The 23,233-nt window shown below is 63.6% G+C and carries 30 protein-coding genes, 1 tRNA gene and 1 pseudogene; 14 read left to right on the top strand and 18 right to left on the bottom strand.

Going from position 1 to position 23,233, the window contains the following annotated elements; translation table 11 throughout:
• Positions 1-12 precede the first annotated feature (12 nt).
• The 4 genes from BRA49_RS03945 to BRA49_RS03930 all read right to left on the bottom strand — a co-directional run bounded on the left by BRA49_RS03945 (position 13) and on the right by BRA49_RS03930 (position 3,187).
• Positions 13-1,158 (bottom strand): hypothetical protein, encoded by a 1,146-nt coding sequence (locus tag BRA49_RS03945; RefSeq protein ID WP_292383660.1) that lies wholly within the window; start codon positions 1,156-1,158, stop codon positions 13-15.
• Between the two features lie 86 nt (positions 1,159-1,244).
• Positions 1,245-2,180 (bottom strand): prenyltransferase, encoded by a 936-nt coding sequence (locus BRA49_RS03940; RefSeq protein WP_292383658.1) that lies wholly within the window; start codon positions 2,178-2,180, stop codon positions 1,245-1,247.
• A 26-nt stretch (positions 2,181-2,206) separates the two neighbouring features.
• Complete coding sequence (locus tag BRA49_RS03935) at positions 2,207-2,851, bottom strand: hypothetical protein (RefSeq protein WP_292383656.1); 645 nt, start codon at positions 2,849-2,851, stop codon at positions 2,207-2,209.
• A 54-nt stretch (positions 2,852-2,905) separates the two neighbouring features.
• Complete coding sequence (locus BRA49_RS03930) at positions 2,906-3,187, bottom strand: DUF1294 domain-containing protein (protein WP_292383654.1); 282 nt, start codon at positions 3,185-3,187, stop codon at positions 2,906-2,908.
• A gap of 116 nt (positions 3,188-3,303) precedes the next feature.
• On the opposite strand from BRA49_RS03930, the gene BRA49_RS03925 reads away from it, so the two are divergent.
• Positions 3,304-4,245 (top strand): UbiA family prenyltransferase, encoded by a 942-nt coding sequence (locus BRA49_RS03925; RefSeq protein ID WP_292383653.1) that lies wholly within the window; start codon positions 3,304-3,306, stop codon positions 4,243-4,245.
• Positions 4,246-4,252: 7 nt separating this feature from the next.
• Here BRA49_RS03925 and BRA49_RS03920 read toward each other — a convergent pair whose 3' ends face one another.
• On the bottom strand, positions 4,253-4,570 hold the full coding sequence (locus BRA49_RS03920) for a cupredoxin domain-containing protein (protein WP_292383650.1): 318 nt from the start codon (positions 4,568-4,570) through the stop codon (positions 4,253-4,255).
• 148 nt (positions 4,571-4,718) lie between these two features.
• Here BRA49_RS03920 and BRA49_RS03915 point away from each other — a divergent pair, with 148 nt between their 5' ends.
• Entirely contained in the window at positions 4,719-5,615 is an 897-nt protein-coding gene (locus BRA49_RS03915; protein ID WP_292383648.1) for a 4Fe-4S binding protein, read from the top strand.
• Here the strand turns inward: BRA49_RS03915 and BRA49_RS03910 are convergent.
• Positions 5,563-5,796: a hypothetical protein gene (locus BRA49_RS03910; protein WP_292383647.1), complete on the bottom strand. Its 234-nt coding sequence runs from the start codon at positions 5,794-5,796 to the stop codon at positions 5,563-5,565. The genes BRA49_RS03915 and BRA49_RS03910 overlap by 53 nt on opposite strands.
• Before the next feature lie 134 nt (positions 5,797-5,930).
• Here BRA49_RS03910 and BRA49_RS03905 point away from each other — a divergent pair, with 134 nt between their 5' ends.
• The 3 genes and pseudogenes from BRA49_RS03905 to BRA49_RS03900 all read left to right on the top strand — a co-directional run bounded on the left by BRA49_RS03905 (position 5,931) and on the right by BRA49_RS03900 (position 7,022).
• Positions 5,931-6,257 carry a nucleotidyltransferase family protein gene (locus BRA49_RS03905; protein WP_292383645.1) on the top strand — a complete coding sequence of 109 codons (327 nt, stop codon included), beginning with the start codon at positions 5,931-5,933 and terminating at the stop codon, positions 6,255-6,257.
• Positions 6,196-6,598: pseudogene (locus tag BRA49_RS13590) on the top strand (DUF86 domain-containing protein). The gene BRA49_RS03905 and the pseudogene BRA49_RS13590 overlap by 62 nt, the downstream one beginning before the upstream one ends.
• A gap of 226 nt (positions 6,599-6,824) precedes the next feature.
• On the top strand, positions 6,825-7,022 hold the full coding sequence (locus BRA49_RS03900) for a CxxC-x17-CxxC domain-containing protein (protein ID WP_292383643.1): 198 nt from the start codon (positions 6,825-6,827) through the stop codon (positions 7,020-7,022).
• A 145-nt stretch (positions 7,023-7,167) separates the two neighbouring features.
• Here BRA49_RS03900 and BRA49_RS03895 read toward each other — a convergent pair whose 3' ends face one another.
• The 4 genes from BRA49_RS03895 to BRA49_RS03880 all read right to left on the bottom strand — a co-directional run bounded on the left by BRA49_RS03895 (position 7,168) and on the right by BRA49_RS03880 (position 9,646).
• Positions 7,168-8,037, bottom strand: a complete 870-nt coding sequence (locus BRA49_RS03895) for an ATP-binding protein (protein ID WP_292383640.1) — start codon at positions 8,035-8,037, stop codon at positions 7,168-7,170.
• A complete protein-coding gene (locus tag BRA49_RS03890) occupies positions 8,034-8,867 on the bottom strand; it encodes an ATP-binding protein (RefSeq protein WP_292383638.1) in 834 nt (277 codons plus the stop codon). The genes BRA49_RS03895 and BRA49_RS03890 overlap by 4 nt, the downstream gene beginning before the upstream one ends.
• Positions 8,868-8,880: 13 nt before the next feature.
• On the bottom strand, positions 8,881-9,222 hold the full coding sequence (locus tag BRA49_RS03885) for a NifB/NifX family molybdenum-iron cluster-binding protein (protein ID WP_292383637.1): 342 nt from the start codon (positions 9,220-9,222) through the stop codon (positions 8,881-8,883).
• Positions 9,223-9,286: 64 nt separating this feature from the next.
• A complete protein-coding gene (locus tag BRA49_RS03880) occupies positions 9,287-9,646 on the bottom strand; it encodes a NifB/NifX family molybdenum-iron cluster-binding protein (protein WP_292383636.1) in 360 nt (119 codons plus the stop codon).
• A 182-nt stretch (positions 9,647-9,828) separates the two neighbouring features.
• Between BRA49_RS03880 and BRA49_RS03875 the strand changes: the two genes are divergently transcribed.
• From BRA49_RS03875 to BRA49_RS03850, 6 genes are all read left to right on the top strand, one after another.
• Entirely contained in the window at positions 9,829-12,225 is a 2,397-nt protein-coding gene (locus tag BRA49_RS03875; protein ID WP_292383634.1) for a Lon protease family protein, read from the top strand.
• Positions 12,226-12,230: 5 nt separating this feature from the next.
• The gene (gene nifS / locus BRA49_RS03870) at positions 12,231-13,403 is read left to right on the top strand and encodes a cysteine desulfurase NifS (protein WP_292383632.1); all 1,173 of its coding nucleotides are present in this window, start codon (positions 12,231-12,233) and stop codon (positions 13,401-13,403) included.
• The gene (locus BRA49_RS03865; protein WP_292383631.1) at positions 13,404-14,750 is read left to right on the top strand and encodes a phosphomannomutase/phosphoglucomutase; all 1,347 of its coding nucleotides are present in this window, start codon (positions 13,404-13,406) and stop codon (positions 14,748-14,750) included. It begins immediately after the preceding gene.
• A 422-nt stretch (positions 14,751-15,172) separates the two neighbouring features.
• On the top strand, positions 15,173-15,463 hold the full coding sequence (locus BRA49_RS03860) for an ATP cone domain-containing protein (RefSeq protein ID WP_292383629.1): 291 nt from the start codon (positions 15,173-15,175) through the stop codon (positions 15,461-15,463).
• A 238-nt stretch (positions 15,464-15,701) separates the two neighbouring features.
• Positions 15,702-15,776, top strand: a tRNA-Ile gene (locus BRA49_RS03855).
• Between the two features lie 419 nt (positions 15,777-16,195).
• Positions 16,196-16,354: a hypothetical protein gene (locus BRA49_RS03850; protein ID WP_292383627.1), complete on the top strand. Its 159-nt coding sequence runs from the start codon at positions 16,196-16,198 to the stop codon at positions 16,352-16,354.
• A 319-nt stretch (positions 16,355-16,673) separates the two neighbouring features.
• Here the strand turns inward: BRA49_RS03850 and BRA49_RS03845 are convergent, their stop codons facing one another.
• Positions 16,674-16,904, bottom strand: a complete 231-nt coding sequence (locus BRA49_RS03845) for a hypothetical protein (RefSeq protein ID WP_292383625.1) — start codon at positions 16,902-16,904, stop codon at positions 16,674-16,676.
• A 582-nt stretch (positions 16,905-17,486) separates the two neighbouring features.
• On the opposite strand from BRA49_RS03845, the gene BRA49_RS03840 reads away from it, so the two are divergent.
• The 3 genes from BRA49_RS03840 to BRA49_RS03830 all read left to right on the top strand — a co-directional run bounded on the left by BRA49_RS03840 (position 17,487) and on the right by BRA49_RS03830 (position 18,155).
• Positions 17,487-17,708 carry a nucleotidyltransferase family protein gene (locus BRA49_RS03840; protein ID WP_349680897.1) on the top strand — a complete coding sequence of 74 codons (222 nt, stop codon included), beginning with the start codon at positions 17,487-17,489 and terminating at the stop codon, positions 17,706-17,708.
• An 88-nt stretch (positions 17,709-17,796) separates the two neighbouring features.
• Positions 17,797-18,027 carry a DUF86 domain-containing protein gene (locus tag BRA49_RS03835; RefSeq protein ID WP_292383623.1) on the top strand — a complete coding sequence of 77 codons (231 nt, stop codon included), beginning with the start codon at positions 17,797-17,799 and terminating at the stop codon, positions 18,025-18,027.
• The gene (locus tag BRA49_RS03830; RefSeq protein WP_292383621.1) at positions 18,024-18,155 is read left to right on the top strand and encodes a hypothetical protein; all 132 of its coding nucleotides are present in this window, start codon (positions 18,024-18,026) and stop codon (positions 18,153-18,155) included. The genes BRA49_RS03835 and BRA49_RS03830 overlap by 4 nt, the downstream gene beginning before the upstream one ends.
• Positions 18,156-18,321: 166 nt before the next feature.
• On the opposite strand, the gene BRA49_RS03825 is transcribed toward BRA49_RS03830, so the two are convergent.
• From BRA49_RS03825 to BRA49_RS03795, 7 genes are all read right to left on the bottom strand, one after another.
• Positions 18,322-18,690 (bottom strand): DUF134 domain-containing protein, encoded by a 369-nt coding sequence (locus BRA49_RS03825; protein ID WP_292383619.1) that lies wholly within the window; start codon positions 18,688-18,690, stop codon positions 18,322-18,324.
• A gap of 65 nt (positions 18,691-18,755) precedes the next feature.
• A complete protein-coding gene (locus BRA49_RS03820) occupies positions 18,756-18,947 on the bottom strand; it encodes a DUF5320 domain-containing protein (protein ID WP_292383618.1) in 192 nt (63 codons plus the stop codon).
• A gap of 71 nt (positions 18,948-19,018) precedes the next feature.
• Positions 19,019-19,162 (bottom strand): hypothetical protein, encoded by a 144-nt coding sequence (locus BRA49_RS03815; RefSeq protein ID WP_292383616.1) that lies wholly within the window; start codon positions 19,160-19,162, stop codon positions 19,019-19,021.
• 77 nt (positions 19,163-19,239) lie between these two features.
• Positions 19,240-19,581, bottom strand: coding sequence for a DUF86 domain-containing protein (locus tag BRA49_RS03810; protein WP_292383614.1), 342 nt, complete (start codon positions 19,579-19,581; stop codon positions 19,240-19,242).
• Entirely contained in the window at positions 19,574-19,858 is a 285-nt protein-coding gene (locus BRA49_RS03805; protein WP_292383612.1) for a nucleotidyltransferase family protein, read from the bottom strand. The genes BRA49_RS03810 and BRA49_RS03805 overlap by 8 nt, the downstream gene beginning before the upstream one ends.
• 79 nt (positions 19,859-19,937) lie before the next feature.
• Positions 19,938-20,594 carry a hypothetical protein gene (locus tag BRA49_RS03800; RefSeq protein WP_292383611.1) on the bottom strand — a complete coding sequence of 219 codons (657 nt, stop codon included), beginning with the start codon at positions 20,592-20,594 and terminating at the stop codon, positions 19,938-19,940.
• A 5-nt stretch (positions 20,595-20,599) separates the two neighbouring features.
• Positions 20,600-23,173 (bottom strand): hypothetical protein, encoded by a 2,574-nt coding sequence (locus BRA49_RS03795; protein ID WP_292383610.1) that lies wholly within the window; start codon positions 23,171-23,173, stop codon positions 20,600-20,602.
• Positions 23,174-23,233 lie beyond the last annotated feature (60 nt).

Below are 23,233 nucleotides of genomic sequence, written 5' to 3'. Positions count from 1 at the left end.
GGGTTGATCGTGTCAGCCTCTTCTCTTCCAATCAAGCATCAAGATTGCGAAAGCGATGACCGGAAGGAGGGGGGCGACCGGCGCGGCGGCAGGCGTCGTCGTCACGGAGACGGTCGTGGAAGTCGCGGCAGGCGTGGAGGTCGTCACGGTCGTAGCCGTCGGTTCAGGCGCCGATGCGGCGACGAGGAGGACGTAAGACCCTCCCCGGGCGACCGAGGCCGATATCCGGTCGCCCTCGACCTTCGAGGGGACCGGGGTCCAGGCGCCGTTCTCGTAACGCGCAAGGGTCGCCGTCGTCTCGGCCGACGGGAGGCGGAGCGAGAGGGTCGCCGTTGGGTCGAACGCCCGGTTCGCGGGGGTCACGGCGTAGGCGCGCCCGGCCGTGGCCCAGCCGGTGGGGAGAGTGCCCTGGACTGCACGAATGAGAACCTCAGCACCCGCGACATCGGTCCCGGTGAGGCTGGCTTTCCCGTCGGCCGAGGTCACCGTCGCGCGGGTGGCGGCGGTGGAGGTGGCCGTGGGGCCGGTCGATCCGCCGCCGTTGCCGCCGCCGTTCTGTGTGGTGGTAGCGGTCGGCATCGAGGTTGGAGTGGGAGCCGGTCGCCCATCGACATTGACGACGACCGTTGCGGTACCCTGCGAGGCACCCTCGACGGTAAAGGAGACCGTCCCATCATTGGATCCCTGCTTCGTGCCGAGCACAGTTAAGTCAGCAATAATGCTATCTGCCGCGGCATCTCCACGGAGAGTGACAACATTGATGGTTCCGCTAGGAATGCGATCACGGGGTTGACTGAACAAGATTTCATCGGTCTCACCAGTGGCGTTCTTGCGCGCGATATAGGAGCCCCCATCTGGGAGGGCTACCTCAAGTTCAGTACGATTCGTACCCTTCGTGTAGGCGTTTACCTCAGCGGATGTGAGATTGAAGGGGAGTGAGATCTCCCTCGCCGTAAAGGTAAACACCTCACCCGGTGTTACGCCGAATTCGCCGCGGATTCTGAGCGAGAAGACAGAGCCATCCGGCAGGTCTTTTATGTTCACAGTGACAGTGTCTCCGGACTGGATTGTTTCAGGATTGATGCTGACCGTCGTCGCCGCGGTCGCGGCCGGGATCAGCAGAACAAGCAGGAGTAGTAGTCCACCAAGTCTCTTCACGAATAAAATCTCCTTATCTCTTGAATAGGTTGTACATGACTCTCTAGAAATAAAAACGTTGATGAGAGGTGCCGAAATCAGCGGTATTACAGGCCAGAAAGGAATCCGGCGGCCGCCGCGAGGAGATAGAGGAGGAGGAGCCCCTGGAAAGCGAAGTAGCCCTGGATGTTCGCGACGGCGTGAGGGAGGGCGGATGCCCGGTCGGGAGACCGGTGCAGGAACCCCCGGAGAGCGAGCAGGAGCGGGACGAGCGAGATCAGCGCCACCGGAAAGAAGTTCACGGGGTAGAAGATCTCGGTGAGGGCAAAGACGGCGAGCGCCGCGGTCGCAAGGGCTGCCGCGAGGGTGATGAGCGCAAAGCCGAAGACCCGCCCCCGCCGCACAACGAGGGTCCGTTTCCCCCCCAGGATGTCGCCCTCCATATCCGGGATCTCGACGCTCACGATGAAGACGAGGCCGTAGAGGAAGAGCGGGAGAGCAAACGCAAAGAACGAGAGGTCGAGCATCCCCGCCGCGACGAAGTAGCCCGCGCCCGGCATCAGGAGGCCGAAGGTGATCATGTTCGTGACCTCGCCGAGGTTGCGGTAGGCGAGACGGAGTGGGGGCGCGGTGTAGAACCAGCCGAGCAGGTTCCCCGCGATGCCGAAGGCGAGGAAGACGGCCGGGTAGTCGTAGATGACCACAAAGGCGTAGCCGATCAGGACCGAGACCGCCATCAGGACGACAGCCGCGACGAGCGCGGCGGGTCTGAGGGACGGGTGGGCGCGGAGGACGCCGCTCCCCCCCGAGATCGCCGTCGTCTCGACGAACCGGTCCGCGTCGGCATCGAAGTAGTCGTTGCTGTAGTGGACGGAGAGATGGGCCGCGGCCATCGCCGCGTAGCCGAGGAGGAACTCGCCCGGGGTGAACCGCGCGCCGAGGAGGAAGGCGAGGAGCGCCCCGGCGGTGAACGGGACAAAGCCCGAAAGAAGGAACGGAAACCGGCCGAGCCGGATGAACTCGACGGCAGTGCGCGCATCCATGGCGATGGTCTCGCGGCGCCGGAGTATTATAGTTTTCTGGCCGGCACGAGCAGCGGCGCCACGGCCCGGAGCGCACCGGTGCCGCCGTCGACGTAGAGGAGGCCGAGGACGGCCCGGGCGAGGGTCTCCTTCTCCTGCGCGGGACCGCCGCCGGCCGGAGAGCCGGTCCGGCACGCAGACAGCCCCCACCGGTCCGCGAGCGCGGCAAATTCCGCCGCCGGGGCCTGTTCGCCGGAGAGGACCTTCACCTGCAGCGTGACGTCGCCGACGATCGCCGCGGCATGAGCGCCATCGGGGAAGGCGGCGAGGAGTGTGAGGTCGTCCGCCGGGATCGGGAGCGCCGCATCGGGGAAACCGGCCCGGATCGTGAGAAAGAGCCGCGCCGTGGAGGGGTGGAGCAAGATCCGAACGAGACCGTCCGGGTCGCGGAAGGAGTACCCGGTATCCTGCTCGATGCGGGGGAGGATCTCCCGCACCACGCGGTCGGCCTGCGACGCCAGGCGCCCGATCTCGCGGCTCCATCCTCGTATCCGCCGGAGCCGCCGCGTCGTGAAGGAGGACCGCCGGTGGGCGGGACGGTACTCCGCCCGGTACCCGCGCACGAGGCCGCGATGGAGCGCCGCGAGGGTCTCTCCCACCGGGCGGCGGAGAGGGCCGTAGCCGTATGCCATACGGAGTAGGGTGGGAGAGAAAGATATCTTTACCTTTCGGACAATGTTAACCGGTCATATCATCCCCAGGACGAGCGCGGCAAAGAGGAGGAGGTGCAGGCAGACGAAGACGGGGACGAGCCGGAACTTCCCCTTCTGCGTCTTATGCCGGAAGCGCCGCATCGCGGCCAGCGCCCCGAACGGCCCGATCAGCGCGAAGGCGAGGAGGCTCCGCTCAGGGGTCCGCCATGCCGCCCGTTCCGCGGACTTTTTGTCGTGGCGGTAGGCGGCGAACGCGAAGATGTTCAGCAGGGCATAGATGAGCAGAAGACTGACCGGTATAAGGACATCCGTCATGGCGAACTCCCGCCGCCCCGGTTCCGGGGCGGCAGCCAGGTACTCTACGCTCTCAACCTTTTTATGCGACCTGCAACGCTTTTTGAACCAGGACGTGGTATCCCCTACGTACCATCATGAGAGAGACCCTCACGGCGCTCGCCGACCTGACCCGCATCCACTTCTTCTTTGTCTGGCCGCTGCTCTTCTGTTCGGGCCTCGCGCTGGCGTTTGAGAACTACGGCGGACTATCGTGGGAACTCGTCGGCCGGGCGGCGCTCATCGGGCTCTTTGGGTTCGAGGCCGGGCTCGTCTTAAACGACTACGTCGACCGGGAGTACGACAGAAAGGACGTCGACGAGTCGCTCACCCGCTACTGGCGGCCGTTCAAGGCGCGGCCGATCCCGGCGGGACAGATCTCCCCGCAGGCCGCCTTCGCGATCTTCCTCGTCCTCGCCGGGACTGCGGCAGCGCTCGCCGCGACCCTGCCCGCGCCGCACAACCTCTACGTCCTCGGGATCATGGGCTACTCCTACCTGGTCGAGTACTTCTACCAGAAGAAGAAGCGGCGCCAGACCCTCCCCGTCGCCCAGGTCGTCGGGCGGACGGACTTCGCGCTCTTCCCGGTCGCCGGCTACCTCGTCATCGGCAGCCCTGATCTCACCGCCCTCCTCTACTTCCTCTTCTTCTACCCCTGGACGCTCGCGCACCTCGGGGCGAACGACATCGCCGATATCGAGAACGACCGCGCCCGGGGGATGGCGACGGTCCCGATTCTGACCTTCGGTCTGACCGGGTCGGCTCCGGAGGACCCGACTCCGGTCCTCTACGGGATGAGGGGCGCAGCCCTCTGGGTCCTCGGCTTCTCGGCAGTTCACGCCGTGATGGCGCTCGTCTTCGGCCTCACCCTCGGCCCGGTCGCCCTCGCCGGGTTCGGCGTGGGGCTCCTCCTCCTCGGGGCTGCAAACGCCTTCATCCTCCAAACGAAGAGCCCGGCCGCGGCGATGCGGGCGCTCCCGCTCATCCACGCGACCGTGATCGTCTACGCGGCGGCGATCATCGCGGCCGCCGTGCTCTAGGGGACTCTTACGTTACGACGAACGCCCCGTGCATCGAGGGATGGACGTCGCACCGGAAGAAGTAGTTCCCCGGGGTCTCCGGCGCCGTGAAGGTGTAGGTGATCTCTGCAGGCCCCGTGACAACCTCACCGATGAAGATCGCCTCGCTCGCCGAAGCATCCGTGTAGACCGCGACGTTGTGCGGAGTGCCGTCGTCCCGGTTGTCGAACTCAATCGTCACCTCCGCACCCGCCCTGACCGTGATCGTCTCCGTACTGAAGGAAAAACCCTCGGCCATGACCGCCACGGCCATCTTCTCCGCAGCGCGGGCCGCCTCAGCGGTCACGCCCGCACCCCCATGACTGCACCTGCTCGTATCATGCGCCCAGCCTGTCGGGCAGGAACCATAAAGGTTACCCGGCCCGCGCATACTTGCGCCCACCCCCGGGCAGGGGCGGTTTTACCATGATGCCGGTCATATCCAGATCCAGGATATGGCTGAACAGACAAAGAGACGGCCCGGAGTCATCCGCCTCCGGGAGAAAGGAAAAGTCGCCGTGCGGGGGAAGGTCCCGGCCGGCGTGATGACCGCGGCGCAGATGGCGGCGGTGGCCCGGATCGCGGAGGAGTTCGGGGACGGCACGGTCGGGCTGACCACCCGGCTCAACGTCGAGATCCCCGGCATCGACCGGCGGGGTGCCGGTACGGTCGCGGAAAGGCTCCGGGAGGCCGGGATCGAGGCGGGGAGCACCGGGGCCACCTTGCGATCGGTCGTCGCCTGCAAGGGCACGGTCTGCCGGCACGGGTGCTGCGACACGCAGGGGCTCGCCCGGGCGATCGAGGAGCGCTACGGGGGGCGCGACCTCCCCTGGAAGCTCAAGATCGCCGTTACGGGGTGCGTGAACAACTGCGCGAGAGTCCAGTCAAACGACATCGGGATGATGGGCCGGCGGCTCCCGGCCTACGGCGCCGGCGAGTGCAACGGCTGCGGGGCGTGCGAGACGGTCTGCCGGGAAGGGGCGGTCCGGGTTGTCGACGGCGAGGCCTGCCATGCGGAAGAGAACTGCGTCGGCTGCGGCGACTGCATCACCGTCTGCCCCATGGAGGCGATCGGCGTCGCGGCGGAGGGGGTGCGCCTCTATCTCGGCGGGAGGTCGGGCCGGGTCCTCCGGGTCGGCGTCGAGGCCGACGGGTTGATATCCGAAGAAGAGGTCACCGGCGTCGTCGGGCGGTTGCTCGACTGCTACCGGGAGAACGCGCTGCCGGGCGAGCGGCTCGGCGAGATGATGAACCGGGTGGGGACGGAAGAGGTCTTTGCGGCCGCCGGGCTCCGGCCGCTCACTGTTGCGGCACCTCCGCACGCCTGCCGTCCCAGTCCCCGCACTCCGTGACGATCCGCCACATCTCCCGGACCCCCTCCTCTTCCAGCCGCAGGATCCGGGCCGTCCCGCCGAGGCTCTCCTCGACCTCGAAGAACTCCCGTGCCTTCTGCTCGTTGAACGGGCCGTAGCGCTCGATGCCGTCGTGGTCGCCGAGGACCTCGACCCGGTACTTCAGACGGGATACGTTCATCATCATTCACCGGATGTGAAATCGCCTGCAGATCTATAAACCTTGGGGGCACCCTGGCGGGAGGAGTCGGGTCCGGGCGGAGCAAAGATTGAACGCCCCCTTAACCTTATTACCTCTCAAAGAAGGTTATAACAATGCCACAGAGGCCGGAGGACATCCCCCCGCACTGGACCGTGCGGTCGATCATCGATACGCTCAAAAGAGCGAAGCCGTACCTTCGGGAACGGTATCGCGTCCGCGAGATCGGGGTCTTCGGCTCGTATGTGCAGAGCAAGCAGGGCATGGGGAGCGACCTCGACATTCTGGTCGAGCTCGATGAGCCGCTCGGCTGGGACGTCGTAGACCTCAAAGAGGATCTGGAGAGGATCCTCGGTCTCCCTGTAGATCTCGTGGTGAAAGGTGGGATTGCCCGGCGGCCGCGGCTCATGCAGGCCGTCGACGCGGAAGCGGTATACGTCTAAACGCGACGAATCTCTGTTGATTGGAGATATCCTGGAGGCTATCGGGCGCATCGAGGAGTATACTGCAGGATACTCAAAGGAGGGCTTCTTCCGGGACAGAAAGACCATCGATGCTGTGATCCGTAACCTCGAGATCATCGGAGAGGCGTGCGGACAGGTTCCCGAACCGGTTCGGGCGGAGTATCCCCTGATCCCTTGGAAGAGGATTGTAGAGAAATATCGTCATCCATCATTATTTCGGCGTCGATCTCGAGACCGTCTGGTTCATCATTACGCAACAACTCCCGGAACTTCACTCGCTCCTTGCGGCAACGCCCGACCGAAAACGCCTCGAAGATTAACCGCGCATACCCCTTTCCGGCTCCCACACCACCCGGAAGCGCCCGTAGGGATAGGGAGCAATCCAGCAACCCTTCCGGACCTTCTCCGGTCCCGAACTCTGCCTCATGCGGGCAAGCCGGGAGGTCGCCCCGGATAGGATCCCGATCACCCTCACTCTCCTTCCGGGCCGGTGAAGTACATTATATACTATACACCCGTATCTCTACAGGCAGTGTTCTTATCTGCATGAGCAATCCAATGGATTATAACAGAGGCAACAGAAATTTCGGTGGTCCTTCGAGGAGCTTCGGCGGTCCCCGTGAAATGACGAAGACCGTTTGTTCAGACTGTGGGAAGGAGTGCGAAGTCCCCTTCAAGCCGACCGAGGGTAGACCCGTCTACTGCCGGGACTGTCTCCCCAAGCACAGAAAACCCCGGTTCTAAACCAATATATTCTTCTTTTTCAGGAAACGTTTGAGCGTGGATCTTCGGTCTCGACCGAAGAGTCACGAGACCTTTGCCGGATCTCCGGCAACACCCTGCCCGGAGCGGAGCGGCCCGGGGCATCGCAACACCCCGGGCGGCGGGCTCACGGAAGCCCGAGTTCAGAGAAGAGGTTGTCGCGGAGTGCCCGGAGCGCCCCGGCCGCCGGCGACTCGGTCCGGGTCACGGGCCGGCCGCTCCGCACCGCCCCGACGACCGCCGGGTCGAAGGGGATCTTCCCGGCCACCGTGATGCCTTCCCGATCGCAGTAGTCCTCGATCCGCCGGCAGATATCCTCCGCGAGGTCGAACCGGTTGATGGCGACAACGATCCGGACCTCAAACCGCCGGCAGACCGTCACGAGCCGTTCGAGGTCGTGGAGCGCCGAGACTCCCGGCTCCGTGACGACCAGAACCGCGTCCATGCCGCCGACCGTCGCGATCAGCGGGCACCCGATCCCCGGCGGGCCGTCGGCGAGGAGGAGGTCCTTGCCGGCCGACCGGGCGAGCGCCCGTTTCTTCACCTCGTTGACGAGCAGCCCCGAGTTCCCGGAGCCGGGGAAGAGCCGGGCGTGGGCGAGGTCCCCGAGCGCCGTCGCGGAGACGTAGATCTCCCCGCAGAGGCGCGGCTCCATCGAGACCGCCCCCATCGGGCAGACGTAGGTGCAGACGCCGCAGCCCTCGCAGTGCAGGGCCTCCACCGTCCAGGCATCGTCCCGGCGGACGATCGCCCCGAACCGGCAGCGGTCGGCGCAGATCCCGCAGTCGCGGCAGCGTGCGAGATCGATCCGGGCCGCTGCAAGCCCCCGGAACTCCTCCGTGCTGACCCGGCGGGGGTCGAGGAGGAGGGAGAGGTTTGCGGCGTCCACGTCGCAGTCGGCGAGGACCTGCGGCACACCGCTCACGTCCGCGAGCGCCGCCGCCACCATCGTCTTCCCGGTGCCGCCCTTGCCGCTGACGACGGCGAGCCGGATCACGGGCTCACCTTCCTAACGAGCCCGGCGAACCGCTCCTCCCAGCCGGGAAGGTCGCGGCAGATGAGCCCGCCCCGGTTCTGGACGGCCGCGATCTCCCGCGAGAACGGGATGGTCATCAGGACGGGCAGATCGTGCTCCCGGCAGAATGCCACGGTCGGAGCGTCCTCACCGTCGCTCCGGTTGATCACGACGCCGGCGGGAATGCCGAGTTTCTCCACCACCTCCGCCGCGAGCGAGAGGTCGTGCAGCCCGAACGGGGTCGACTCCGTCACCAGGACGCAGGCGTCGCTCCCCTCGAGGGTCTCGATCACCGGGCAGGCGATCCCCGGCGCGGCGTCGTAGACGGCAAGCGGGTGTCCTTCGCCGAGCATCTTTGCCGCCCGGATGACCGCCGGGGCCTGGACCTCCCCCTCGTTCAAGACCCCGCTCACCAGCGTGAGGCGGGGGAGGGGGCGGGAGCAGGCGACCCGGCCGACGGTGCGCGGGACCTCCCGGACCGCACCCTGTGGGCAGACGAGGACGCAGCCCCCGCAGGAATGGCAGAGTTCCGGGAAGACGAGGACGCTGTCTTTCAGGACCGAGAGCGCCCCGAACCGGCAGAACTTCCCGCACTCGCCGCAGAAGGTGCAGCGGGCGGGGTCGATCGCCGGAACCGGTGTCGTCACCGGCACGTCCACGGCCGCGGCCGGGAAGAAGAGGTGGAGGTTCGGCTCCTCGACATCGCAGTCGACGAGCACGACATCGCGGGAGCGGGAGAGCACGTAAGCGAGGTTTGCCGCCACGGTGCTCTTCCCGGTCCCCCCTTTGCCGCTTGCAATCGCTATCTTCATGCCAGGTCCCGCTTCAGGAGAGGGAGAGCGGCGTTAAGGTCCCGGCGGTGTACCCGGCGAGGGCGTCGGCCACGCTGCCGCTCCCGCGGTAGGCGTATGCCTTGATCCCGCCCGCTTCGAGGGCTTTTCCGGCGTTCCCGCCGACCTGGCCGGTGACGAGGACCGTCGCGCCGTGCTCCGAGAGCATCTGGACCGCCCGCGGCCCGACCCCGCCTGCGGCGTCGACGAGGGGGTTCTGGACCGATTCCGATGCTCCCGTCTCCGTGTCGACGAAGACGAAGTAGGGCGCCCGGCCGAACCGCTCTTCAACCGGGGCATCCGTGCCCGCGGCGCGGGCTGTGATGCAGACAATCATATTCTTTCACTCCGCTCTGAAATATTACTCATATGTGCATAATCCTTTGGATGGTGTACCCACCTTAGTGGTGCCCGCTGCACTCCCCGCCGTCCTCATGGTGGCAGGAGCTCTCCCCCGGCGAGAGGCGGCCGGCGATATAGTCTTGCGCGACGTAATCGACGTTTCCGCTGATGCCGAGGAGCACCTCGATACCGTTCTGGTGGAAGATCTCGACGGCCCGCGGCCCCATCCCGCCGGCGATGATCAGGTCGACCCCGTGCTCCGCGAGGAAGACCGGGAGCCTTCCGGGTTCGTGGCCGGGGCTCGGGAGGTCGTCTCTCCGGTAGATGATTGAATCCTCCACGTCAAATATCGCATACTCCCCGCAGTGCCCGAAGTGTTCGGATACCTTGTTTCCGTCCTGTGCAATTGCAATTCTCATGATCTCACCCGTCCCCGCGGCCCCGTGCAAGTAGTGAGCCGCATATAAACATACTACACATAAGCGCGAAAGTAAGTAAAACCACCTATCGTACCATCCGGTAGCGGGAGTGAAATTCCGGGAACCTTTTTTAAGGCATGCGACATCCAGCGGTGTAAGTTTGTAGAAACTTGGTGAGATTGATGATGCAACCTCTGGATATTGAAGACTACCGGCACGTTTACGAGCCGGGAAACGTGGAATGCACCAGCACCGAGGAGATGCGGCCGCTCGAAGAGATCATCGGCCAGGAGCGGGCGCTCCGGGCGCTCCGGTTCGGCCTGGAGATCCGGGAGCCCGGGTTCAACGTCTACACCGCCGGAGCGCAAGGGACCGGACGGATGCGGGCCGTCCGGAGCTTCCTCGACGAGCTCGCGAAGGCCAAACCCCGGGCGAGCGACTGGGCCTACGTCCATAACTTCCAGAACCAGTACGAGCCCAACGCCATCGCCCTCCCGGCAGGACGGGGGCCCCGGTTCAGGGAGGATATGAAGCGGTTCGTCGAGGAGGCCCGCCGGGCGCTCCCACGAGCGTTTGAGAGCGAAGAGTATGCCAAACGCCGGGACGAGACCCTCCAGTCGCTCCAGGGCAACAGGACCGACCTCATCGCCCGGATCAACCAGAAAGCCCAGGAGGCGGGGTTCGTCATCCAGATGAGCCCCATCGGTCTGCTGACCATCCCGGTCATCAACGGCCAGCCGGTGCCCGAGGAGGAGTTCATCAACCTCCCCGACGAACTGCGGGCGGAGGTCCAGCGGCGGCGGGAGGCCCTGAACGCCGAACTCCGGAGCACGCTCCGGCAGGTGCAGGATATCGAGCGCCAGGGGGCCGAGGCGGTCAAGGACGTGAACCACGACATCGCCCTCTACGCGATCGGCAACCTCGTCGCCGAACTCAAGGAGAAGTATGCCGACGTCGCGGAAGTGCCCGAATACATCGACGCCGTCCAGAACGACATCCTCGAGAACCTCCAGGCCTTCCTCGGCGTCCCCGAACAGCCGGGCGCCCCGCCCCAGTTCCAGGCCTTCATCCGGGAGATGCCGTTTAGGAAGTACGAGGTGAACGTCGTCGTCGACAATGCCGGGACCGAAGGCGCGCCGGTGATCTTCGAGCAGAACCCGACGTTCCAGAACCTCCTCGGCAAGATAGAGAAAGAGGTCCAGTTCGGGATCTTCACGACCGACTTCACGATGATCCGGCCGGGCTCGCTGCACGCAGCCAACGGCGGCTACCTTGTCATGAACGTCGAAGACCTCCTGCGCGCTCCGCTCTCCTGGGACGGGCTCAAAACAGCCTTAAAGACCGGGGAGGCCGTCATCGAGGAGCCGGGAGAGCGGATGGGGTTCATCACGGCAAAGACGATCAAGCCCGAACCCATCCCCCTCGACATCAAGGTGGCCCTCGTCGGGACCCCGATGATCTACCAGGCCCTCTACCAGATGGACCCCGACTTCAAGGAGCTCTTCAAGGTCAAGGCCGATTTCGATATCGTGATGGACCGGAGCGACGAGAACGCCGGGAAGTATGCCGACTTCATGTGCAACCTCGTCCGGGAGGAGAACCTCCGGCACCTGGACCGGGAGGCGATCGCCCGGGTGATCGAGTACGGCTCGCGCCTCGCCGAAGACAAGGAGAAGCTCTCGACCCGGTTCTCCGTGGTCGCGGACCTGATCCGGGAGGCGAACTTCTATGCCGCGAGCGAGGGGACCGAGGAGATCGGCAAGCGACACATCACGAAGGCGATCGAGGAGAAGGTCTACCGTTCGAACCTGGTCCAGAAGAAGATCGAGGAGTACATCCGGCGGGGGATCTTCCTCATCGATACCGAGGGGGAGAAGGTCGGCCAGGTGAACGGCCTCTCGGTCATCGGGCTCGGCGACTTCATGTTCGGCCGGCCGTCGAAGGTGACCGCGAGCATCGGGGTCGGCCGCGAGGGGATCATGGATATCGAGCGGGAAGCGGCACTCGGCGGACCGATCCACACGAAAGGCGTCCTGATCTTGAGCGGCTACCTCAACAACAACTACGCGCGGGACAAGCCCCTCTCCCTCTCGGCCCGGCTCGTCTTCGAGCAGAGTTACGAGGGGATCGAGGGCGACTCCGCGTCGAGCACCGAGCTCTACGCCCTCCTCTCGGCGCTCTCGGGGCTGCCCTTAAAACAGTACCTCGCCGTCACAGGCTCGGTGAACCAGAACGGCGAGGTCCAGGCGATCGGCGGGGTGAACGAGAAACTGGAAGGGTTCTACGAGGTCTGTAAGGCGAAAGGCCTCAACGGCAACCAGGGAGTCCTTATCCCGGCAAGCAACGTCCAGAACCTGATGCTCAAAGAGGAGGTCGTCGAGGCGGCGAAAGCCGGGAAGTTCCGGATCTATCCGGTGCGGACGATCGACGAGGGGATCGAGGTCCTCACAGGCGTCCCGGCGGGCACGCGCCGGGAGGACGGGACGTATGAAGAGGGGACGGTGAACCACCTCGTGGACCGGCGGCTCCGGGAGATGGCGGAGGCGATGCGCGGGTTCCAGCCGATGGCGGCGAAGTGACGGAGATGGAGCGGAAACGGACAGTCTACATGGACCATGCGGCGACGACGCCGACGCGGCCGGAGGTCGCCCGCGCGATGCTCCCCTACTTCTCGGAACGGTTCGGGAACCCTTCCTCGCTCTACGCCCTCGCCCGCGAGGCGAAGGAGGCGGTGGAGGAGGCGCGGGGCAAGGTGGCGGCGGCGATCGGCGCAACCCCCGAGGAGGTCTTCTTCACCGCAGGCGGGACGGAGGCCGACAACTGGGCGATCAAAGGGGTGGCGGCGGCGAACAAAAAGAAGGGCGACCATATCGTCACCTCGTCGATCGAGCACCACGCGGTCCTCCACCCCTGCCGGGCCCTCGAGAAGCAGGGCTACCGGGTCACCTACCTCCCGGTCGACGAGTTCGGGCGGGTTGAGCCGGCATCGGTCGAGGAGGCGATCACGGATAAGACCATCCTCGTCTCGGTGATGGCTGCAAACAACGAGATCGGGACGGTCCAGCCCGTGGCGGCGATCAGCCGGATCGCCCGCGACCACGGCGTTCCCTTCCATACCGACGCCGTCCAGGCGATCGGGGCCTTTCCGGTCGACGTCAACAGCATGGGGGCCGACCTCCTCGCCATATCCGCCCACAAGTTCGGCGGGCCGAAGGGGACGGGAGCGCTGTATATCCGACGGAAAACCCGGATCGGGACGTTCATGGACGGCGGGGCGCAGGAGCGCGGCCGCCGGGCCGGGACCGAGAACGTCCCCGGGATCGTGGGGATGGGGCGCGCGATCGAGCTTGCGGTCGGCGAGATGCCGCAGAAAGCCCCCCGGCTCGCCGCGATGCGGGACCGGCTGATCCGGGGGATCCTCGACGCTGTCCCGGATACCCGGCTGAACGGCCACCCGGTCGAGCGGCTCGCAAACAACGTCAACGTCGCGTTCCGCTACGTCGAGGGGGAGTCGATCCTGCTCATGCTCGATGCGCTCGGGATTGCCGCCTCGACCGGGAGCGCCTGCACCTCGGCGTCGCTTGAGCCCTCGCACGTCCTCACGGCCTGCGGTCTCCCGCCCGAACACGCCCACGGCTCGCTCCGGCTCACCCTCGGCCACCGGAACACGGAGGAGGACGTCGACTACGTCCTCGAAGTGCTGCCCGGCATCATCGGGCGGCTGCGGGAGATCTCGCCGCTCCGGGGGGAGGCGTGAATGGCCGGGATCTTCAAGGCTTATGACATCCGGGGGCGCTACCCGGACGCCCTCGACGAGGCGACGGCGGAGCGGATCGGGAACGCTTTTGTCGGGCTCCTCGCGGCGGAGCGGATCGTCGTCGGGAGGGACATGCGGCTCTCGTCGGCGTCGCTTTCCCGGGCATTCACTCGCGGGGCGGTCGCGGCCGGGGCGGAGGTCGCCGATGCCGGCGAGGTGAGCACGCCGCTCCTCAACTACGCCGTTGCGGCCGGGGGATTCGACGGCGGGGCGATGGTGACGGCCTCCCACCTCCCGGGGGATATGAACGGGCTCAAGCTGGACCGGGAGAACGCCATCCCCCTCTCCGGTGACCGGGACCTCCCTTTGCTTGAAGCACGGGTCGAGGAGGAGCCGGTCGCCCGGGCCGGCGGGTCCTGCCGCCGGATCGCTATGCTCGACTCCTACATCGGGAAGGTGGCCGGGTTCGTCCGGAACCCGCGGCCGCTCACGATCGTCGTGGATGCGGGCAACGGCATGGCCGGGCCGGAGGTGCCCCGGCTCTTTGAGCGGGTCCCGGCGTGGCAGCTGGTACCGATGTATCTCGAGCCCGACGGGCGGTTCCCCCACCACCACGCAAACCCGCTCGACCCCGAGACCACCCGCGAGCTCCAGGACCGGGTCGTGGCCGAGGGCGCGGACTTCGGGATCGCGTTCGACGGCGACGCCGACCGGTGCGGGTTCATCGATGAGCGGGGCGAGCGCGTCCGGGAGGACCTGGTGACCGGCCTCGTCGCGGCATACCTGCTCGAAGAGAACCCGGGGGCGGCGATCCTCTACGACCTCCGGTCGAGCCGGGCGGTCGTCGAGGCGATCGAGCAGGCCGGAGGGAGGGCGGTCCGGTCAAGGGTGGGCCACGCCTTCATCAAGGCCCGGATGCGCGAGGAGGACGCCCTCTTTGCCGGGGAGCTCTCCGGGCACTACTACTACCGGGAGATGGGCTTCACCGACAACGGGCTCGTGACGATGGTCCTCGTCGCAAACATCATCGCCGCGAGCGGCAAGACACTCTCGGAACTCATCCGGCCGCTCGACCGCTACCCTTCGACCGGGGAGATCAACCTCCGGGTGAGCGATCCGGCGGCGGTCTTTGCGGTGCTTGAGGCGCACTACCGGGACGCGGACCAGGACCACCTCGACGGGCTGACGGTGGGCTACCCGGACTGGTGGTTCAACATCCGCCGGTCCCACACCGAGCCGGTGGTGCGGCTGAACCTGGAGGCGGAGACGAAGGCCCTGATGGATGAGAAGGTGCAGGAGGTGCTCTCGGCCATCAAGAGGGCCGACCCGGGCGTTCAGGTGGTGTAGAGAGGACCGCTTTTGAGAACGGCAGCGGTTCCATAGACCGGGACGCCTGTTTCCGGGCCCGTAACTTCGTCCGGTCAGAGCGCCCGGCACATAACCGGGCGGTCCTGGGTTAACCGTCGCCGACACTCTCCTCTGCATCGGCGCCGCCGGGTAGTATCGACCACGCAGGAGAGTCGTTCAGAACTTTGTCGCACAAGAAGGCGCCGTTCATCCATTGCTCCGGTGGGAAGAACGTGATGGCCGGCAGCCGCAACTTATAAGTATCCGATATCCCACTGTTGCCCGGCAGGCTGCAGCTTGCAACCGGAGCGGGGCCGGATGAATCTTCCGGAGATCGTTATCCGGGGGAAGAGAACCGGGATACAACGGGCACCCGGACCCCGCGCCGGGAAGGCAGAACGGATATTGATGTGGTGATGAGAATGGCAGAACAGCAGCAGATGGAGTCCCGGTCCTGGCAGGAGACCATGGTCCGGAAGAGCAACAACCAGGAGGAGCAGTTCAACCCTGACAAGATCAGGAGGTCGATCCAGAACGCCGGGGCAGACCAGCAACTGGCGGACGAGATCACCCAGCAGATCCAGGGGAGCACGCACAGCGGAATGACGACCTCTGAGATCGACAACAGCGTCCAGGATATCCTCAAGCAGAGGGATTCAAACGCCTACAACAACTGGATGCAGTGGAAACAGCAGCACCAGAAGATGCAGTAAGGAGTTTCCCGGAGCGTTTCGCAGGCAGCCCCATAGACAGGCGCCGGAGGCCGCCCCCAGGTTTAGACGGCGGAGTTCCGGACGTTACGCCTGTCGGGCATGTGGATGCCCTGCAGAACGCGCACAATGTTTTTATGATCAAAGAACAATATTTATATGCAGTCAGAGTCCGGGATTTCCCGATCATTCGAACTAAACGCGCCATTTCCAGATTCAGGCCGGCTGCATCACAATTCTCGGGCCCGTAGCTTAGTCCGGTCAGAGCGCCCGGCTCATAACCGGGCGGTCGTGGGTTCGAATCCCTCCGGGCCCACCTTTAATCGGGGTAATCGTAACAATCGTTGCTTGGATTTTGTTTTCAGCACTAACTATTAGTTGTTCTATGAAACGGGACGTATTCGTAACCCGGTTTTTCAGAAAATCATGCGCCTGATCCGAGATCGTAATGTTCAATCTTCTCCTCTTTCGCTCGTATTCCTTTTCTTTTGCCATTTTCTCTTTTCTCCTGTTTCTTTTCTACTGTCCGCACAGTGCTGTATCTGTCCGCACAGTTTCGGGTATCCTAACTCTCTGTGGGATGGGTCTTAAAGAGGTGGTAACCAAAAACGGGGGCGTTTAAGGGGGACGCCGTGAAGTTTTGGACGGCCGAAAGTGTGGCCATAGTTTCGGGTTGCCGAAACCGCTGTTTTTGTCACCACCTCTTTAAGTGACCAGAATTGCCACCTACAGGCCATGAAACACATCAACGCAAAGGGGGAGGTCTTTCAGCAAACCTCGGTTCGGATACACGAGAATATCTATCTTCTCGCGAAGGAGGCGAGCATCCCGATATCTGAGGCTGCAGAACGGGATGTGATTGCTGCGCTGCGTGCGCGGGGCGTCGAGATCTGAGGGAGGCGCATGACGAAATACGAGATCATAATCACAGAGACAGCAGAGAAACATCTTCAGGCAATCAGGCGTGGAGATAACGAGTATGTCAAAAAAAATCATCGATAAAATAAAATTCTGCCTGGGTGAGCACCTGTTCACTTCGATCAAACAATGCAATAAGAAGAAACTGAAAGGGAAGGAGAACACTCACCGGCTACATATTCAGAGGAAATACACGGTGTTTTATAAGGTGGTTAAAACAGAGCAAAAAACATTTGTGGAAATCCGTGAGGTTATGGGTTTCGAGGCGGCGCACAAGAAGTACTCACACGTCGATTTATAACCCCAGCCTTTTTTCTACCTCGGCCAGGGTATATTTCCGACCCTTTCCCCATCTCTCCATGTCTGCATCCAGTCTATCGATACTGGCCTGGATTTCAGCCTGAGTAGGGGTTCTTTTAGGCGTGGTCTTCGGGGTTGCCTTCTCCCGCTCGACTACCGTCTTCGTCGGCATGCATGATGATGTCTGTATCAGGAAAGATATAGTTTTGGGGAGGATCTCTTTCACGCCGGGACCGCGGCCATACTTGAGGGATACCCGGCAACATCCTCTGTGGACTCAGCATAGATGTGCTTCTCGAATCTGAAGGATACATCAGCCCACACACGGCAGTGCGATGAGACCCGGACCGGCAGCAACATTAGTCAACCCACCCCTCTTCGACTTTGACCCACTTCTCCGGATTTTTACGCTCTTTCCCTTCGGCCTCAAGGAATTCCACATACATCGACAGGATGGGATCAACCATGTTCGAGCGGTCCCTACGCTCGATCTCCGCGAGGTGGCCGATCTTCCAGGAGAGAGACCGGCACCCTCACCCCAATTTGCTTCGTTCCCTTAACCATCTCTCCGCTCCCCACCAATGCTATGACGATTGTAGGTTTGTTCGTACACTTATGGGACCCAGAAAGCACCGATACTTCCTCCGTCTTCTGGAGCGCCAAGACCGATCTGGCCTCGGTCCGGCGTGGAGGGGCCCCGGGAAACCGTGCATCACCTACTACTGGCAGAAGGTATTTGTCAATGGAGAAGGAATGAACAATCAACGACGTAAGATGCGAGCAGGCCATACAAGCGTGAGACGCTACCATGACCACGATCCCGGAATCAACAAAGAAGACGCCATCCGTCGTCAGGCTTGAGGAAGTGCTGCCGGTACTCCGGGAGCGGTTCGGCGTGGTAAAGATCGGGGTCTTCGGGTCCACCGCCCGCGGCGAGGAGCGATTTGACAGCGACGTGGACATTCTCGTTGAACTTTCGCCGGGCCGCCTCACGTTCCGGAACTTCATGGCGCTCGCCGATTTCCTGTAAGAGTTTTACGAGCGGAAGGTCGATCTCGTCACCGTCGGAGGACTGGATCCGCTCATCCGGCAGGACGCGGAGAGCGAGGTGGCCTGGTGTGAAGCGTGATTCCGTCTATCTCGCCCACATCCTGCAGGAGATGGATTTTATCGAGGCCAATTTCCCCTATCGAGCCACTGAGGAGAATGTCGGGGACGATATGATGCAGCGATCGCTTGTCCGGAGCCTTGAGGTCATTGGGGAAGCGTCGAAGAATATCTCAACCGAAGTCAGGGAGCGATATCCTGGCGTCCCTGGGGCGGTATGGCCAGGATGCGCGACCGGTTGATCCACGGATACTTCAGTGTCAGGTGGGAACTTGTTGAGGACGTGGTGCAGAACGAGATCCCGGCAGCCAAACCAGAGATACAGGCGATCTATGCAGCGCTGCTTCGTGAAGAGGCGAGCAGCCGGTGAAGGCGGCCGTCGAACCCGGACTTAAGATTGCAAAGGGTGAGAGCCGAGAATGTCCGCGAGACGTTCATGTATTCTGGTTATTGTGGTAACTACCGATCTTCAGAGGATTCAAATCCCTCCGGGACCACTCGGTTTTGAAAAACGTGTAGAGCGGATGCCCTGCGAATCACAGGCCGGCGTGGGTCTCCCCGTCCTCGGGACACCCCTCTTCCTGCCGGCGGCCGCACCCGGCGATCCGGATCGTCTTGCCGTTCACCAGGGCGTCGGCGACCTTTGCCCGCGCCTCGTGGAGGTCGCGCCAGAGGGTCTTCCGGGAGACGCCGATGGCATGGGCGGCTTCTTCCTGCTCGAGCCCCTGGAGGTCGACGAGGCGGAGGGCCTCCACCTCCTCGGGGAGGATGACAACGACCTCGTCGGGCCTCCCGCAGAGAGGGCCGAAGCAGCGGAAAGCCCCCGGATCCCCGATCCTCCGGCGGGCCCGGGGCCGGCCCCGCCCACGGCGGCAGCGCCCCTCGCCATGCTCGCTCTCGTTCACAGTATCATCTCTGGAGAAGATCTCCGTCCCGCGTGCAGATAGTGCCTTCGCTCCGGCACCGGGGGTTACCGACGACCGCGTGCTCGGCCGCCGCAGTGACCGCGGCCGCATCCGCACGGGATGCCGCCCCGGCCGAGACCGCGGAGGACCGGTGCGGCGGACTCGCCTTCCGGCGCCTCTGTCGCGGAGCACCGGCCCCGGCGACCGCCCGTCATCGGGCCGGCCCCGGCAGGTCCGGTTCCATCAAATCCTGGCATGGTGTATCACCTCAATTATTACACATATGTGTAAAAATAAATTAAAGTATCGTATGCGGCAGAGTATTATGTTATTCTTCGTTCATCTGCGCATAGTATTGCCGCGCCTCATTGAGCGAGAGGGTCTCCTCTATCTCGACTTCTTCCATGTACTGCGCAAGTCCGCAGTTTTCGAGGAGTACCTCAATTCTCTCGAAAGTCTCTATGTCAAGCACGACCCCAATCTTTCTGCCGCTGCCGGTTATGATATACTGTCATTTGATATCGATCGCCGTGAACTACCCCGACCTGCTCATTCCACTTCCCGGATCATCGTTTTGACCGTATCTTCAAGGGGTCCGAGCCCCGTCTGGATAATATCCCAGAGGATTGTCGGTTTCACCGAATAATAAGAGTGGACACTGATATCCCGAAGCCCCGCGATCTTTCGCCATGCAATCTCCGGATGGCATGCGGTGATGTTGTCGGGGATCTGCTTCACTGCTTCTCCGATGGTGATGAACCTGAGCACGACAGCATCGAGGCACATGGAATCGCCCGCAAACTCCTCAAACGTCCGGTCTCCCACGTAGGAGTGGATGGAGACGATAGCCTCCCGTATGTCCTCCAGATAGAGCAGAAGATCTCTAGGCATAGGCGACCTCACCCAGGACGGCTTCCCGGATTCGGGGTTTTAACGTGTCGATGATGACGAGATCTGCCTTTCGTCCCAGGAGGTCCTCAAGATAGAACTTGAGGTCCATGAAATGATCGAAGGTCTCCTCCCCTTCTCTGAACTCCACCAGGATATCGATATCGCTTGCTGCGGTGGCTTCGTTCCGCGCCACAGATCCAAAGACACCGATACGGGCTACACCGTAGCGTTCCCGGATGGTGCAAAGGTTTTGCCGGATCTGGGTAAGTGGGTGCATCGTTACTCTGTGATGTTGCGCCCATCCACTTATATCCTCCGGCATCCGGTGTTCCCGTTACCCGGGGCGGGAGAGGGGGTCATCTCTTCCGCTCACGGACGAGAAGGGCCACCCCGGCCAGAGCCGCAAGACCGGTGAGCCAGGAGAACGGCAGCCCTGCCTGCTGCACGGCGGTCGCCGACGCGACGGGGCCGAACGTCAGGGTGGGGTCGGTGAGGGGGGCCGTGGTCTCCTGCGTCGCGGCGGCCGCTTCACCGGCGCCGGGGGGGCCGCTCACCGCAGGCTCCGTCGGCGTCACCGTCGGCGTGGGGGTGGGGGTGGCGGATGGACCGCTGCCCGAACCACTGCCGCTGCCTGACGATAATCCGGAAGAGCCGCCGGGCGCCGTGCTCCCCGTCACCGCAAGATCAAGGCTGGAAGAGGTGCCGGGGGTGTAGACCGCGGTCCCGGCGGCAGCACCGTCGACGAGGAAGGTGATCGTCTCTCCGGCATCGGTCTCCTCCCCTTTGACGACCAGGCGCTCATCATAGAGCCCCTCACCGCCGAAGGCCCCGGCGACGGCGAGGGTAAGCGACCCGCAGTCGCGATCGCCGATCCGGGCGGTGATGACGGTCCCGGCCGGCGCCGGGCTCCCGTCGATCGTGGCCGTGCCCGAGAACTCCGCAGGGAGGGTGGGGATGGCGGAGGCAGGCGCCGCGAGGGCGAAGAGGAGGAGCAGAACGAGGATTCGCCTCACCGGTATCACGCTCCTATGGCATAGAGGGTGCCCGGCCCCGTCATAGAGAGCCAGTAGCCCCGGCCGGGGTAGACCGGCCGGGTGTCGGCGTTCGCGCCGGTCCCGCTGTTGACGATCCCGGTCTCGAAGGCCTGGGTCTGGGCATTAAACCCGATCAGGGTCGTCCACTGCTCCTTGACCGAGTAGAAGGCGTCCCGTGCCGTGGCCGGAGTGTTGCCGGTGATTCCGACGGCGTTCCAGCCGGTCGAAAGGGTGCGTTCCGGTGGTGAGACGAGGGGGTCGATCGAGAAATTCAGGGGGATTGTCGCCGGCCCGGTTGAGTAGATCCAGTATCCTTCGAGGGGGGCGAGGCGGTCGGTCTTTGTGAGGTTCATCCAGGTCCCGCTGGCGGTGTCGTAGCGGAAGGCCGAGTGCCTGTCGTTCTCGACGCCGGCAAAGATCGCCGCGGTGTCGTTGCCCGCAGCAAGCGGCCGGGGGATTGAGATGAAGTTCCAGCCCGGGGCGAGGGTGAGGTTGTCGGTGATGGCCGGGGCCGGGTCATCGGTGAGGGGGATCGAGAGAAGGTGCTCGCTGTTCGGGACGACCCTCCCGTCAGGGTCACGCTCGAGGATCCTGAGGAGAGCTGGGTTCTCTGTTCCTTGCGGCACCGCGCCGGAGAGGGAGAGGAGGATGCGAACACCGCCTTGATAGTCAAGATCCCAGCCCGATAGCGTGAATGACCTGGCGTTCACGGCCAGGGGCGCGGTATAGAGCAAGTTACCGTCCACCTTGAGGTTATAGGACCATGCAGGGCTCTGGAGATCAGTGGAGAACTCAAGGATCCGAGAGGCACGCGGGGATTGGTAGGGGTAGCCGAAGGTGCCATCAAGTCTGATGATTCCGTCAAGTGCAACTCCCTCGCCGGAGGAGAGGCTATCAAGGGAGGGGGTTGTGCCCATTCTCTCCACCCGGTAGGACCCCCCTCCCGGTGGGAGCGGATGGGTGACGTCATCGTAGACGTCGAAGATCGCCGATGCCGACGCCTGGCCGTCCGGGGCTGTGATTCGAAGGATAAACCCACCCGACCCGATCGCGGTCGTGTCCAGGTCAATACTCCAGTCCCCGCCATCGGCCACAACAGCCTCACCCGAGAGGACGAACGTGTTATCATCCTCGGTAGCGATCCAGAAATCCAGCACCGTATCTGCCGGGTAACCAGTCCTACCGGTGACCGTGAAGGTCTCCCCGTAGGTCTGGTCGCTGACCCCATCGATCCAGATCCACGAGGCGTCTCCTACCGTAAAAGAGAACTTGATATAGATGTCATCGACATTCGGGGACTCAAGGGCGCTGATCAGCGCGCTCGCGGCTTCGGCCGGCTGGAGATTCGTGAGCCGTGCTACGAACACGTTGAAGTTACCTCCACTATCACGTCTGTAAATGCTGTCGCCGATTGCTCCAACTTCGAACTCAGAGCCCGCCGGGTGCTGGACAACGACGTAGTACCGGCCGTCCTGAAGAGCGCCGGTCTCAGCGCCTGTAAGGATGCACTCAAAGGTGCCGTCCGACTCGACAGCGACGGAGCGTACTGCCAGCGCTCCATTAGCGCCGCCATAATAATTCTTGCCAAAGATCCAGACGTTCACGCTGGACGGGTTGCCCGTCGCTATCCCGCCGATCCGGTACTCGTCGCCCTTCGCGAGGGTGGTGCCGGAGGCCTGAACACTGAGGGAGCCGGGCCGGAGCTGGATGGTCTGGGTGTCGTACTTAGTACCAGTGAGGTTGTTCTTGCCCTGGGGCTCTGCGACCGCATAGATCGTGTAGCCGCCGGAGTCAAGGCGCCTGGTAATGCTGCTGGTGTCCCACTTGTAGGACCAGGTGTCGTCGGCCTCGACAGATGTCGAGGTAAAGGAGGTTGCATTGTTGTTCTCCACCGGCGACATACCGCCGTCCAGCCTGACGCCGTTGACAGGGAGGTTCGGGCCGGTCAGGAAGAGGTAGGTTGTATAACTGTCGGAGTTCGTCCCGGAGAGGGTGATCTCCTCGCCTAAGTAGTAGGTGCCGGTGCCGGAGGCGGTGACGGTGACGGCGCCCCGCTTAACCTCCACCTCGATGTCATCATACGCAGTCGGGTCTACCGGGTCCTCGACGCAGATGGTGAAGGTCTGGGCGTCGATGCTCCGGTTGGTATTGAACTGGATTGTCCGGGTGCCGGCGGCGGTGGTCAGAATGGTTACGTTGGCGGGGCTATAGGTGCTTACAACCCCGACCTGGCCGGGTGTGATCACCGGGTACTCTCCAGGGCCGTCGACCTCCCTGATAAAGAGATGATACTCCTTGCTCGGCTCACCGGTGACGGTCACAAGGAGGTTGTTCCCGCGGATGACGCTGCCCTTATTGACAGTAATGCCGGGTGTTCCGGTGCTCATGGTTCCCATCATCCCTGCTGTCTCAGTGCCGGGTCCCGCTGCGGGGGTCTGAATGAAGGCAGTATCGTTGGCTGCACCGGGGCTTTCAAGTGCCGCGGCCGGTGCAACGACCAGCGCAGCAAGGAGGGCCACAGCGACAGCCATCCAGATTGATATTCGTTTTAGACTCATCGTAATCCCGTTCTCGATGGCACGTAGCCGGGGGCTTGTATTACACAGAATGTTGACTGC

Source organism: Methanoculleus sp. UBA430 (genome assembly GCF_002506585.1).
Taxonomy (GTDB): Archaea; Halobacteriota; Methanomicrobia; order Methanomicrobiales; family Methanoculleaceae; genus Methanoculleus.
Note: the sequence above shows the minus strand (reverse complement) of the source record. Positions and strands in the feature narration are given on the sequence as shown.